The sequence below is a fragment of the Caballeronia sp. LjRoot34 genome, from assembly GCF_964253815.1.
GTDB lineage: Bacteria > Pseudomonadota > Gammaproteobacteria > Burkholderiales > Burkholderiaceae > Caballeronia.
Genome location: NZ_CAXUSB020000001.1, coordinates 2,339,811 through 2,352,580, shown reverse-complemented (window position 1 = coordinate 2,352,580; position 12,770 = coordinate 2,339,811). Strand labels below are relative to the sequence as shown.

Below are 12,770 nucleotides of genomic sequence, written 5' to 3'. Positions count from 1 at the left end.
ATAACGATCACGGCAACGGAGGTTGCAATGACACACCAGGGCAATACGTCACAAGATACGTCACACGACGCCGCCAACGCCACTCGCCAGGGTCCTGCGCAGGACGGACGTGAACTGGAAAGCAAGCATCCGGCGCAGCAAAAACGCGATGACGGGGCGGTCGCGCCGCTGCCGCATGAGACCGATCAAAGTCCCGCTTCGCAGCAGGAAGATGAGCCGCGCGAGGTCGGCGAGCAGGCGCACGAAGATCTGGAGCGTGGCTTGCAGGACACGGACCGCCGCGGCGGCGCGGAGTATCAGGAGCGCACGCAAACCGGCGGCCGCACGGACCAGGGTAGCCAAGCGCAGCGGTGACGTGACGGCGCCGATGGTTGCACGTGGTCAACAAAGCACCTCTTGCGTAGAATGGGCGCGCGGTGTTGGAGAACTTGCGGAGAACCTGCACGGCCTCGTGCGAGCCAAGGTGAGAAAGGCGTTCGCTCCTACCAGCCGCAGTTGTTTCTACCATTTTTGCGTACGCGTCGCCCTGTGCATCGGTAATCGATGCCGACGGGGAGTTCGGAGTAGCGAGCCAGGACCGCTCAATGCGCCGCCGGCCGCAATGCTGTGCCGGCCCACGCCGCACCCACCACGAACAGTAGCAACGCCGTACGCCTGGTCCAGCATGGTTACCCGGCATCCGGTATCTGGCATTCGGGTCAACATTGCGGCATCCGCGCGGCAAATCCGCGGCAAATCTATTAAATGGATCATGCAATACGACCTCCTGTCCCGTCTGAAAAACGAAACCGCCGAGTGTCATACGCGGCTGGAAAACGCACTCGATCTGATGCGTCCTGAGTGGCCGCGGGAGGAGTATGTGGCCTTGCTTGAGGGCTTTTACGGATACGTCGCACCGTGGGAGGATGCGGCGGCGGCCTTTGTGCCCGCGCGGCTGCGCGATTTTTTCGAAGGGCGTCGCAAGGCGTCGCTGCTTGCGTCGGACCTGGCGCTCCTGACCGGCGATACCCATCGCGCGAACAGAGTGACGAAAGTTGAACAACTTCCTGCAATGGACAGCATCGGCCGCGTTTTCGGTTCCATGTACGTCATGGAAGGCTCCACGCTCGGAGGGCGCTTCATCGCGCCGCACGTCGCGACATTGTTCGGTCTGCAAAACGGCTCCGGCAACGCTTATTTCGAAGGTTATGGATTGCGTACGGGCAGTATGTGGAACGCGTTTCGCGAGACCGCGAGCGCGAACGTGCCGCCCGAGCGGTACGACGAGGCGGTAGATGCCGCGATCGCCACGTTCGACGGGTTGCACGGCTGGCTCGGCCGGGTCCGCGCAGGATGGGGGACAATGGCATGAGCAGTGGGCCAGAGCCAGTGTTGCCCGATACGGCGGCCATGCGCGGGCACGATGATCGCGACGTGTCGGGTCCGGATTTGAACGGGACCACCCCTGCGGTACCCGGCGCAGAGCCGGCCCACCGGACACTGACGGCGGCTGGGGCGGGCGCGGCGAATGCACAGTGCGACGCCGAGCCAATCCACATTCCGGGCGGCATCCAGCCGCACGGTTATCTGCTGTGCCTCTCCAGCACGCTTACCATCGTCCAGGCCAGCGAAAATGTCGCGGCGCTCGTGGGCAGTCCGGTAGAGCAATTGCTGGGCAAACCGGTGGACGTGGTGATCGGCGCTGCCGCTGCGGCGCGGGTCGCACAGGCCGCGGCCACGGCCATGCTGGACGAAGCGCCGCTCTATGTTGGCGTGATGGAGAAGCCGCTCTTCAGCCTGCCTGATGCCGTGCAGGACCCCGCGCAGGACTATTTGGCCACGGCCGTAGACGCTCCTGAACTCGACATCACGATACATCGGCACGACGGCAACCTGATCGTCGAACTCGAAGCAGCGCGGCATCAGTCTGCAGACGTGTTTGCGTCGCTCTATCCGCTGGTGCGCACTTTCACGCGCAGTCTGCAGGACGTCGGAACCTTGACCGAACTCGGGAACCTCGCCGTGCGCGAGGTGCGCACGATGACGGGTTTCGGCCGTGTGCTGCTCTACAAATTCGACGACGAGGGCCGAAGCCAAGTGCTGGCAGAGCATGTCGATGACGGGTACGCGTCGTTCCTGAACCAGTTGTTCCCCGCCTCCGATATCCCGCGCCAGGCGCGCGCGTTATATGTGAAACAGCGCGTGAGGGTTGTCGCAAACGCCGACGCGAAAGCCGCGCGGCTCATCCCCGCGATGAACCCCGCGACCGGCCGCCCCACCGACCTCACTTATGCCGCGCTGCGCAGCTTCTCGCCAATCCATCTCGAGTACATGCGCAACATGGGCACGCATGCGTCGATATCGGTGTCGCTGATCGTGCGCGGACAGCTCTGGGGCCTGATTTCCTGCCACGACCGCGACGCGCGTCTCGTACCGTTCGAGGTGCGCGTCGCTATCGAGCATCTTGGGCAGATCGTGTCATTGCAGATCGAGGCGAAGGAGGAGCGGGCCGAGACGGCGTATCTGCTGAGGTTACGACGCACGATGTCACGCCTGATGGGCTCGCTCGCCGAGCAAGACGACTATCTTTCCGCTCTCGAATCGGCGCCTGACGATTTGCTGTGTTTCGCCGGATCGACGGGCGCCGCGATCGTAGTCGACGGGAAAGCAACGCTGGTGGGTTCCACGCCGGACCAGGAAACCGTGCTCGCGCTCTCGCAGTGGCTGTCGTCGAGCACGTCGGGCGTCTACGCGACCGATGCGTTGTCGGAAGCCTGGCCGCGTGCGTCGCGTCATGCAGACACCGCGAGCGGCATCCTGGCCGTGCCAATCTCACAGATTTTTCGCAACTACGTGCTCTGGTTCCGTCCCGAAACCACGCGCACGATCACATGGGCGGGCGAGCCGGTCAAACGCGTGTCGAGCCAGGACGGCAGCGTGGCGCCGCGCAAGGACTTTGCGCCGTGGCTGGAGACCGTACGCAACCGCTCGATTCGCTGGCACCCGGTGGAGCTGGAAATTGCGGGCGAATTCCGCTTGGGTATGCTTAACATCGTGCTGCGCCGCGCGGAAGAACTGGCGGAACTCGCGAACGAATTGCGTCGCGCGAACAAGGAGCTCGAAGCATTTTCGTATTCCGTTTCCCACGACTTGCGCGCACCGCTGCGGCATATCGCTGGCTATGGGGATTTGCTGCGGGAAAGCGAAGGCGACGCACTGTCCGAGCGCAGCAAACGGTTCCTCAACAACATGCTTGAGTCGGCGCGTTTCGCTGGCGTGCTGGTTGACGATCTGCTCACGTTTTCGCAAATGGGCCGTGCCGCATTGCGTCCGGTGAGCGTCGACCTGAACCCGTTGGTACGATCGGTTGCGCAGGAATTTGGCGAAGAGACAGCGAACCGAAAGGTGGAATGGATTATTCCGGAGCTACCGACAGTGACAGGTGACCCGGCGTTCCTGCAGATCGCGTTGCGTAATCTGTTCTCGAACGCGGTGAAATATACGCGTACACGGGAATCGGCGAAAATTGAGTTGTCGGTGTATTCGACGGTCGATGAATACATCGTCAGCGTGCGGGACAATGGCGTCGGTTTCAATATGAAGTACGTGAACAAATTGTTCGGCGTGTTCCAGCGGCTGCATCGTGCTGAAGAGTTCGACGGCACCGGCATTGGCTTGGCGAACGTGCGGAGGATCATCGAGCGGCACGATGGCCGGACTTGGGCCGAAGGCCGCGAAGGCGAGGGCGCCGCGTTCCATTTTTCGCTGCCGAAGGTGTTCAGGGCCGAAACCGCCGCCACCGACGGCTCCGGCAAGCTGCGGAAGCCGTCACCGCCGTCACCGCAGAAGTGAATGTGCGGTGTTTGACTGCTTATTGAGCAATTACCGAGCGACTGATCCCGTCACCTTTTATTCCAACCCGTCATATCGGACCATGCTGAAACCCATTTTGCTTGTCGAAGACGATCCCGGCGATCTCGAACTGACACTCATGGCGCTCGACAAAAGCCAGCTTGCCAATGAGGTGATCGTGGCGCGCGACGGCCAGGAAGCAATCGATTACCTGCGTTGCGAAGGCGAGTGGAGCGCACGCAACCCAGGCAACCCCGCAGTGATCCTGCTCGACTTGAAGCTGCCGAAAATCGACGGCCTGGAAGTGCTGGAAACCATCCGTTCCAATGAAACGTTGAAGGCGATTCCGGTGGTCATGCTGACGTCGTCGCGGGAGGAACAGGATCTCGTGCGCAGCTACGCGCTCGGTGTGAATGCTTATGTGGTGAAGCCGGTCGAGTTCAACGAATTTGTGCAGGCGATTGCCGATCTCGGCGTGTTCTGGGCCGTGCTTAACGAGCCGCCGCCCGGGTCAATGCGGGTTCGCCGTCAGTCCGCGCCGCAATGAATCTGGTGCACACTGGCGTATTCCTCCTGCACGGTGCCCGGCGTAGCGGCCTGGGCCCGCTGGTCCTTTCGTTGTTTTGCCCGATGCGACCTGCCCGGCAGTATCGCGTACGCCGGTTCGCCTGAGTGCCCTGACCATGCAGCCTTTGCATCTGCTTCTCGTAGAAGACAACGCGCTCGACGCGGAACTGACCCTGACTCAGTTGGAACGCGCCGACTATAAGGTCGACGTGCAAATCGTCTACACGGAGCAGGGTTTCATCGCGGCGCTAGAGGCATCCAGCTTCGATGTGATCCTCGCGGACTTCGTGATGCCGGTGTTCTCCGGCGTCGAAGCGTTGGCGATCGCCCGCGAGCGCGTGCCGCATACGCCGTTCATCTTCGTCTCCGGCGTGCTCGGCGAGGAGCATGCCGTCGACATGCTCAAGCGCGGCGCCACCGACTATGTCCTGAAGCAGCGCCTGCAACGGCTGCCTGCCGTCGTGCGGCGCGCCTTGACGGAAAGCACCGAGCGCCAGCAGCGTATTGCGGTCGAACGCGCGCTGCGGGAGACGGAAACGCACTTTCGCTTGCTGGTGGATGCGCTCAAGGATTACGCCGTCATCACGCTCGATCAGGAGGGCAGGATCCGGACGTGGAACGCGGCGTCGGAGCGAATTCTCGGGTTCGCGGCGCAGGATGTGGTCGGCCGGTCCGCCGACGTGTTCTACGGCCAGGAAGATCGCGATGCCCATGTATTTGCGCAGGAACTGGAGACGGCGCAAGCCGATGGCAGTGCGAGCGACGACCGCTGGCTCTGGCGCAAGGACGGCCGCTCGTTCTTCGCATCGGGCGTGACGACAGCGATCCGTGCCGATAGCGGCGAGCTGATCGGCTATTCGAAGATCATCCGCGACGTCACCGAAGAGCACATGGCCGCCGATGCCTTGCGCGTGGCGAAGGAACAGGCCGAGACCGCGAATCGGGCGAAGGATCATTTCCTGGCGGTGTTGTCGCACGAATTGCGTACGCCGCTGACGCCGATCGTCGCCGCCGTGCGTTTGCTGGAGATACGTCACGCGCTGCCGGCCGATGCCCAGGCGACGCTCGAACTGATCCGGCGCAATGTGGAGCTGGAGGCGCGCTTGATCGACGATCTGCTCGACCTGACCAGTATCGCGCGCGGCAAGCTTTCGCTGAACTTCGCGAATGTGGAGCTGGAGACGCTGATGTCGAGCGCGCTCGATATGTCGGAGTCCGATCTGCGCGGCAAGGGCCTGACGCTGGAAACAACATTGGGCGCTACCTCCACGCTGGTTTTCGGCGATGCCGCGCGCTTGCAGCAGATCGTGTGGAACCTGATGAAAAACGCGGTGAAGTTCACGCCTGCGGGCGGGCGGATTGCGGTGCGGATGTGGAATCCGGATGCATCGACCATCGCGATTTCGGTGACCGATAGCGGTATCGGGATTAGCGCCGAAGCGTTGCCGCGGATCTTTTCGGCCTTCGAACAAGCCGATGATTCCATCACCCGGGCGTTCGGCGGGTTGGGGCTGGGTTTGGCTATCGCCAGCACACTGGCGTTGAAGCATGGCGGAACGCTGACGGCCCAGAGCGACGGTCGCGACAAGGGCGCCCGGTTCACGCTGACGTTGCCGCTCGTGAAGGCCGGGGCGGAAGATGAAACTTCGCCGCTCGCGGCGCAGGATCCGAATGAGATCGTGCGGTCGTTGAAGGTGCTGCTTGTCGAGGACAACGAATACACGTCGTCCGCCATGGCGCAGGTGCTGGAGGTGCTCGGGCATCAGGTCGGCGTTGCTACTACCGTCGCCGAGGCGCTGGCTTTAGCCCGGGGCGAAGTGTTCGATCTGCTGGTCAGCGATATCGGCCTGCCCGACGGCAGCGGGCTCGAGGTCGCGCGCGCGTGGACCGACTTGCAACCCGGTAAACCATCGGTTGCCATCACCGGTTATGGCATGGACGAAGATATCCGCCGATGCCGCGATGCCGGGTTTATGGATCACCTGACAAAGCCGGTCGACTTCTCCCGGCTGGAGTCGCTGATTCACGCTTTGGCCAGGCGGCCGGGCGGCGCGTAACGCAACGGCTTGCGGAGGGACGTGATTTTGCCCGCGTCTTTATCCGCGCTTCGGTTTTTCCCTTTCCACGAGCTTTGACGCCATGAACCGGTGTTCCGGCGAGAACAGCCGCCGGTAGGTCAATAACACTGCGCCCACCGTTCCGAGAGCCGACGAGGCCGCGATAAAAAACATGATGACGATCTGATAACGGACCGCCTGCAATGGCGATTGGCCCGCCAAAACCTGGCCCGTCATCATGCCCGGCAGACTCACCAGTCCTACCACCGACATCTGGTTCAACGTCGGGATCATGCCTGCCCGCACGGCCTGGCGCGCTGGCCCTTGCGCCGCCTCCCATCGCGTTGCGCCGAGCGCAAGCGACATCTCTACCGTCCCTCGTCCCGCCGTCAGTTCCTCTGTCATCCGCTCGATGCCGAGCGACACGCCCGTCAACGTGTTACCCAGGATCATGCCGAGGATCGGTATGGCATATTGCGGTTCGTACCACGGATGAATCCGGATCACGACGAACAATCCCACCGCGGCCACGAGCCACGAACTCACCCAGATCGACACGACGCTATCCGTGCGCTGGCCAAGGTAGGTGCGCCGTCCGCGATTCGATGCCGACAGTCCCGCTATCAGCGTCATCAATGCCATCAGCGGCAATACGACGTACCAGCGTGAAAACTGGAAGACCCAACCGAGCACGTACCCGATCGCAAGCAGTTGCACGACAGTGCGCACGGCCGCCCATGCCAGCTTGCGTTCCAGGTCGAGCTTCAGCGCAACCGATAACGCCCCGTTCACCACGATCAACGCCGCCGCGATCCCAATGTCGAGCAGGCTCAGGTTCTGATAGCCGCTCATGACAAGGTCCCCGCGGTCATCACGAGCTGGCGCTCGCCTACACGTTGCGCCTGGGCCGGATCGTGCGACACCCAGATGCTGGCGCGTTCGCCCGGGCGATCATCGAACCAGGCACCGACTAGCGCTTCTATTTCCAGCGCGGAAGCAGGATCGAGTGACGCCGTCGGTTCGTCGAGCAGTAACACGTCGGGGTCAACTTGCAACACGCGTATCAGCGCGGCAACCTGCGCTTCACCGCCCGATAGCTCGCTCGCGCGTTTATCGAGGAAATTGGCTTCACGGCCTGCTCGGCGGGTCAGCTTGATCACACGCTCACGATCAAAGCGCACGTCGCGATACACCTTCAGCGAAAACGGATAACGCAGGTTGTCTTCCACGCTGCCATCGAGCATGGCCGGGCGTTGTGCAATGTAAGCCACGCGTCGCCGGTACGCCGGAATTCCCGCGCGCGCGATGGTCTTTCCGCGCCACTGGATCACACCGTCATCGACAGGATCGAGCAGCGCAAGCGCACGCAGGAACACACTCTTGCCTGAGCCCGACGGCCCGGTGATAACCGCGCGCTCGCCTCCGGACAAGCTGAACGTGGTGGGATGCAGCAAGGCAGCGTGGCGCACCGGGTCGTAGCGGGTGAGCTGTGTCGCGTGAATCAGGGGCGTGTCGGCTTGCAGGGACATGGCGAAGACAGCTCGGGAATGATCTCGGAGCGCAATCATAAATCAATGCTGCTTAGGCGATGCTTAGGTTAGTTGTGCCGTCCGTTGCGCATGAGTCTTGATCGGGCTGTTCACGCGTCGAGCGCGGCGAGGATGCCGGTCCTGCTCGGCATGGGGAAAATCGCCGGGCACGCGATGTGCTGCGCGGTGTTTCAAGAAAAACATAGAGGGAGCCACTATGGCGCTTGGCCGGAAAATCGGGAAAACAGTCGCGTGGATCATTTCGGTTCTGATCGTCCTGATCGCTGTGCTGGTGATCGTTTTCCTGACCTTCGACTGGAACCGGGCTCGCCCCTGGGTCGACGATAAAGTCTCGCAGGCCATCGGCCGGCAGTTCCAGATTACAGGCGACCTGAAGATCGGCTGGCAACGGCCACCCGGTGAAACCGGCTGGCGCCGCTGGGTCCCGTGGCCTCGTTTCTCGGCGGAAAAAATCACGGTTGCGAATCCCGACTGGACCAAACAGAAGTTTTTCGCGACCCTGGATGAGATCGATTTCCAGGTCGAGATGCTGCCGCTGCTCGCGCACAACATCGTGATTCCATCGATCAATCTGGTGAATCCCTCAGTCGATCTGGAACGCCTCAAAGACAACCGCAATAACTGGACGTTCAAGTTCAAGCAGTCAACCGAACCGTCGGCATGGAACCTTCAACTGCATGACATCGCGCTGGACAAAGGCAATATCGCGTACGCGGACGAGATCACGAAAGCGGACATGCAGGCCGTCGTGAATACGCTTGGCCAGATGATTCCCATCGGCGAAGTGATGAAGCAGCAGGAGGCGGCATCGCAGAAATCATCGGCGCAGATGGTCGGCAAGAGCGGCGCGACCAAGCTGAACCAGCAAGTCGACAAAGCGGCGGCATCCGAAGCCGCTGCTGCTTCCGCGGCGTCGGCCGCTGCCGCTGCGGCTGCTAGCGCGCCGAACCCGGCGAGCGTCTCCGCGAACACCAGCATCACCACGAAGGAAGGGCCGAAGCCGCCCGTGCCCCCGTATGGCATCGGCTGGTCTGTTACGGGCAAATACAACAGCGTGGCGGTGTCCGGCAACGGCAAGGTCGGCGGGGTGCTTGCGCTGCAGGACGCCATGCGTCCGTTCCCCGTGCAGGCGGATGTTCGTATCGGAGACACGCATATTGCTTTTGTCGGCACCGTGACTGATCCGGCTCATCTCGCTGCGCTCGACTTGCGGCTTTGGCTGCAGGGCGTGAGCCTTGAGCATTTGTATCCGATCGTTGGCGTGACGCTGCCGGCGACGCCGCCGTATGCAACGGAAGGGCGGCTAGTCGGCCAGTTCAAGGCTGACGGCAATGTCTTCAGGTACGAGAACTTCACCGGGCGCGTGGGCGGCAGCGACCTGAACGGCTCACTGACGTTCGTGGGACGCAAGCCGCGGCCCTTGCTCTCGGGCGAACTCGTGTCGAACCTGCTGCAGTTCTCCGATCTCGCCCCGATCATCGGCGCCGATTCGAACGCCAGCAAAGCGAAACGTGGCGACACGGAGAAGCAGCCGTCGTCAAAGGCGCTGCCGACCGAGGAGTTCAAGACGGATCGATGGAAGGCGATCGATGCCGACGTCAAGTTCACCGGCCGCAAGATCATCAAGGACCCGGCGCTGCCGATCACCAATCTCTATACGCACGTGGTGATGACGGACGGCGTGCTGTCGTTCGAACCGCTGTCGTTCGGCGTGGCGGGCGGGACGCTGTCGTCGAATATTCACCTCGATGGCAGCAAGGAGCCGCTCCAGGGCCGCTTCTCGACCTCGGCTCGGCACCTGAAGCTCAAGCAACTGCTGCCGACCGTCAAGACGATGCAGTCAGCGCTGGGTGAAGTGAACGGCGACGCGGCGTTATCGGCGACGGGCAATTCGCCGGCCGCACTCGCCGGAACCATGAACGGCGAGCTCAAGACGCTGATCACCGACGGCACGGTCAGCCGGTTGTATATGGAAGCGGCGGGGCTGAACGTGGCGAACGCGGTCTACGAAAAGCTCTTCGGTAACCACGATGTGAAGATCAACTGCGCGGCGGCGGATTTTGTCGCGACCAATGGTGTACTGGAATCGCGCGTGTTTGCCCTCGATACCGACGACGCCGTGATCAACATGGACGGCACCGTCAATCTGAAGACCGAGGAGATGGACCTGAACATTCATCCGCACACGAAGGGTTTCCGGGTGTTTTCGCTGCGCTCGCCGCTGTACGTGAAGGGGACATTCAAGGACCCGCATGTGGGCGTGAATGCCGGTGCGCTGGCAGTGCGCGGCGCGGCGGCGGTCGGGCTCGGCCTGATCAATCCGTTTGCCGCGCTGATCCCGTTGATCGCGCCGAGTAACAACAAACCGCTGCCGTGCACGCAAATGCTTGCCGACATGCGTACCGCGCCGTCCGCGCCGCCGCCGGGGCAGAAGCAAAAAGCGAAGGGTGCACCCGGGTATATGGATTCGGGCGCGGCGAATCCGGCGGCTGCATCGTCTCCGTCTTCGTCGTCCAATAGTGCGAAGGGTGCCAAGGGTACAAACGGTGGCCAAGCCCGGCCGGCGGTGTCCACGCCGGGCAGTGCGGCGCTTTATCGTGGAAGCTGATAGCCGGCAATGGGATTGCCTGCTTCATGCGATGGATTATCGGCGTTGCCCGATTCTGAATGGAAATTTGCGCGTTTTAACGCGCATTTTCTTATTTATTGGCGAAATTGCGCATGATAGTGCGCAATTCATTGCAACCGATCTACAGGAAATCAATCAATAAAAATGCGCATCATACTGCGCAAAATACAAAATAAGTCTACAATTGCGCATCATGACGCGCAAGTACACCGACCCCATCAGCAATTTCGAGCGTGTGGCAGCGGAACTCCGCTCGCTCCGGCGCGAGCGACGCATGAGTCAGCAGACGCTGGCTGATCGCGCGGGGGTGGCCCGGCGCACAATTACCAATGCGGAAGGCGCACAGAACGTCGGCCTGCATGAGTTTTGCCGGATCGCCAACGCGCTCGGCTACGACCTCACACTGCGTCCGAAAGACACTGTGGTCTTCGAAGATCTGGACTTCTTCTTCAGGGAGGACGAATGAGCACGCCGTTGTCCCTTAAGCCTGCGCCGCCGTTCGACCTGGAACAGCTCTTCGACAAAATCCGCCGGCTCGACGTTCACACGCCCCAGGGCTTGGCCGGTCTGCTGGCGAAGGAGAGCACCTTCGTCTTCAACTACGGAGAAGTCGAGCCGGACGCGGCCGTGTCGCTGACCATGCCCGTGCGCCGCAAGAGCTACAGCAGTGGCGCGCTGATGAACGTGTTCGCGATGAATCGCCCGGAAGGTTATTTGCGATACATCATCGAAGAACGGCTGGCGCGCTTCGGTACCCCCAGCGACATGTTCCTGCTGTTCCTCGCCGGGCGAAACCAGATTGGCAGGCTCACCTACGCGCTGCACGGCCAGACAGTGCCTGAGGGCGAGGGTGAGCGGCTTGACGAGCTGCTGTCGTCGCCATCGGGACAATTGTTCGAACGGCTGGTGAGCAAATATGCGCTCGGCTCGGGCATTTCAGGCGTGCAGCCGAAGACCGTGGTGCCACTTGCTGCCGAGGTTCCCACCAGCACGTCCACCCTCGACGCACACGCGACCTTGCCGTTGACCACGGTGATCGTGAAGGCTGAAGGCGACGACTATGCGGGGATCGCCCGCAACGAATTCCTGTGCATGTCGGTGGCGCGCGAGGCGGGTTTCGACGTGCCCGATTTCTGGCTCTCCAACGACGGCCTGCTGTTCGTCATGGCGCGTTTCGATCGTGCGCCGGACGGCACGCCGCTCGGCTTCGAGGACATGAGCGTGCTGACCGGCAACGACAAATACCGCGGCAGTTACGAGATGATCGGGCGGGCAGTGGAGGTCTATACCGGCGCTGATTTCCGCGCGCAATCGCTGCGGCTGTTTGAGCGCGTCGCGCTGTCGTGTTTTCTTCGCGATGGTGATGCGCATATGAAGAACATCGGCATTGTCTATGCCGATCCCACCGGGCCGCGTCGGCTCTCGCCCATCTACGATGTCGTCTGCACGGGCATCTATCCGATGCTCGACGGCCGGATGGCGCTGAACCTGAATAAGTCGAAGGTTTTCCCCGTGCCCGGGCAGCTGATTGCATACGGCGAGCGACTGGGCCTGAAACGCGCCGAGGCGGAAGCGATCCTGCTGCGCATCGACCAGGCGTTCGACACGGTCGCCGAGCGGCTCAGCCAGGACGATCGGTATAAAGCAGACGATCTGCTCACGCGGATTCGAGAGGTGATCCGTCGCACTGGCGCAATTCCCGTCGCGCGGGCGAAGCGTCCGGCGTTCCGTCTTCCCTGAGCTATCAGCGCGAACAAGATGCTTTCGAGTCACGGCTATTAAACCGTGCTACATCAGCGACTTAAGCGTTGAGCCCCATGCTTATCAACAAGCCTGCCCACAATTACTGGGGATAACTTGCCGGTCGTTGCGGGCTTGGGAACGCGCCAACATTACACGCAACGCGTGGATCAAAATCGAATCGATTCGAAACTGCGTTTATTTATCAAAGACTTAAGAAGATTCCCTCACGCTTGTCCACAGGTCCTTCAACAGATTGTGTGCACAACTTCGCGGGCTGAAACGATCGAATCCGCGTGCCCGGCGCACTTTGAAGCGGCACCTGAAAACCCTTTCCGTTCAATGCGTTCCGGCGTTTGTCAGAAGGTTGTCAACAGGGTGGTCCCCAATTTCTGT

At 61.8% G+C, this 12,770-nt stretch carries 11 protein-coding genes; 9 read left to right on the top strand and 2 right to left on the bottom strand.

What is annotated here, in order from left to right; translation table 11 throughout:
• The first annotated feature begins 27 nt into the window (after positions 1-27).
• The 5 genes from ACSQ36_RS10525 (at position 28) to ACSQ36_RS10505 (ending at position 6,455) form a co-directional block, all read left to right on the top strand.
• Positions 28-354, top strand: coding sequence for a hypothetical protein (locus tag ACSQ36_RS10525; RefSeq protein WP_436181871.1), 327 nt, complete (start codon positions 28-30; stop codon positions 352-354).
• A 397-nt stretch (positions 355-751) separates the two neighbouring features.
• Positions 752-1,351 carry a biliverdin-producing heme oxygenase gene (locus ACSQ36_RS10520; protein ID WP_436181870.1) on the top strand — a complete coding sequence of 200 codons (600 nt, stop codon included), beginning with the start codon at positions 752-754 and terminating at the stop codon, positions 1,349-1,351.
• The gene (locus ACSQ36_RS10515) at positions 1,348-3,831 is read left to right on the top strand and encodes an ATP-binding protein (RefSeq protein ID WP_436181869.1); all 2,484 of its coding nucleotides are present in this window, start codon (positions 1,348-1,350) and stop codon (positions 3,829-3,831) included. Before ACSQ36_RS10520 ends, ACSQ36_RS10515 begins: the two co-directional genes overlap by 4 nt.
• A gap of 82 nt (positions 3,832-3,913) precedes the next feature.
• On the top strand, positions 3,914-4,378 hold the full coding sequence (locus ACSQ36_RS10510) for a response regulator (protein ID WP_436181868.1): 465 nt from the start codon (positions 3,914-3,916) through the stop codon (positions 4,376-4,378).
• Between the two features lie 136 nt (positions 4,379-4,514).
• A complete protein-coding gene (locus ACSQ36_RS10505) occupies positions 4,515-6,455 on the top strand; it encodes a response regulator (protein WP_436181867.1) in 1,941 nt (646 codons plus the stop codon).
• Positions 6,456-6,494: 39 nt separating this feature from the next.
• Here ACSQ36_RS10505 and ACSQ36_RS10500 read toward each other — a convergent pair whose 3' ends face one another.
• Entirely contained in the window at positions 6,495-7,307 is an 813-nt protein-coding gene (locus ACSQ36_RS10500; protein WP_213761484.1) for an ABC transporter permease, read from the bottom strand.
• On the bottom strand, positions 7,304-7,984 hold the full coding sequence (locus ACSQ36_RS10495) for an ABC transporter ATP-binding protein (RefSeq protein WP_436181866.1): 681 nt from the start codon (positions 7,982-7,984) through the stop codon (positions 7,304-7,306). Before ACSQ36_RS10495 ends, ACSQ36_RS10500 begins: the two co-directional genes overlap by 4 nt.
• A 217-nt stretch (positions 7,985-8,201) precedes the next feature.
• Here ACSQ36_RS10495 and ACSQ36_RS10490 point away from each other — a divergent pair, with 217 nt between their 5' ends.
• The 4 genes from ACSQ36_RS10490 to ACSQ36_RS10475 are packed head-to-tail and all read left to right on the top strand — an operon-like array spanning position 8,202 to position 12,374.
• Positions 8,202-10,613: an AsmA family protein gene (locus ACSQ36_RS10490; protein ID WP_436181865.1), complete on the top strand. Its 2,412-nt coding sequence runs from the start codon at positions 8,202-8,204 to the stop codon at positions 10,611-10,613.
• On the top strand, positions 10,603-10,776 hold the full coding sequence (locus ACSQ36_RS10485; RefSeq protein ID WP_436181864.1) for a hypothetical protein: 174 nt from the start codon (positions 10,603-10,605) through the stop codon (positions 10,774-10,776). The genes ACSQ36_RS10490 and ACSQ36_RS10485 overlap by 11 nt, the downstream gene beginning before the upstream one ends.
• A gap of 51 nt (positions 10,777-10,827) precedes the next feature.
• On the top strand, positions 10,828-11,100 hold the full coding sequence (locus tag ACSQ36_RS10480; RefSeq protein ID WP_035564930.1) for a helix-turn-helix domain-containing protein: 273 nt from the start codon (positions 10,828-10,830) through the stop codon (positions 11,098-11,100).
• On the top strand, positions 11,097-12,374 hold the full coding sequence (locus ACSQ36_RS10475; protein ID WP_436181863.1) for a type II toxin-antitoxin system HipA family toxin: 1,278 nt from the start codon (positions 11,097-11,099) through the stop codon (positions 12,372-12,374). The genes ACSQ36_RS10480 and ACSQ36_RS10475 overlap by 4 nt, the downstream gene beginning before the upstream one ends.
• Positions 12,375-12,770: the final 396 nt, after the last annotated feature.